This window comes from Delftia sp. ASV31, assembly GCF_016428765.1.
In the GTDB taxonomy this organism is placed as follows: domain Bacteria; phylum Pseudomonadota; class Gammaproteobacteria; order Burkholderiales; family Burkholderiaceae_C; genus Comamonas; species Comamonas acidovorans.
The window spans coordinates 1-319 of record NZ_JAELTK010000261.1 but is presented as its reverse complement, the minus strand read 5'-3'; the positions used below and the strand labels follow the sequence as shown (position 1 = coordinate 319).

Annotated in this window: 1 pseudogene; it reads left to right on the top strand. The window is 73.4% G+C overall.

Going from position 1 to position 319, the window contains the following annotated elements:
* Window positions 1-253 (top strand): annotated as a pseudogene (locus JHD82_RS29300) (hypothetical protein); the annotation flags it as partial.
* Between the last annotated feature and the right edge of the window lie 66 nt (window positions 254-319).

The following is a 319-nucleotide window of genomic DNA, read 5'->3' as shown; positions in this document are numbered from 1 at the left end:
CCCCCCCCCCCCCCCCCCCCCCCCCCCCCCCCCCCCCCCCCCCCCCCCCCCCCCCCCCCCCCCCCCCCCCCCCCCCCCCCCCCCCCCCCCCCCCCCCCCCCCCCCCCCCCCCCCCCCTTTTAATCATCCGCCGACCACCGAGATCTACACTGTTCGCATTTCGTCGGCAGCGTCAGATGTGTATAAGAGACAGCCGCTGCACCCGGCCACGGGGCGGCGGCGCCTTGCCGTGCGCGCTCGTTCCGGGAAATGAACACGGCGCGCAAGGCACTTCAAAAGCAAAAGGCAAAAAGCAAAAGGAGACTTGCGATGTGGCTGG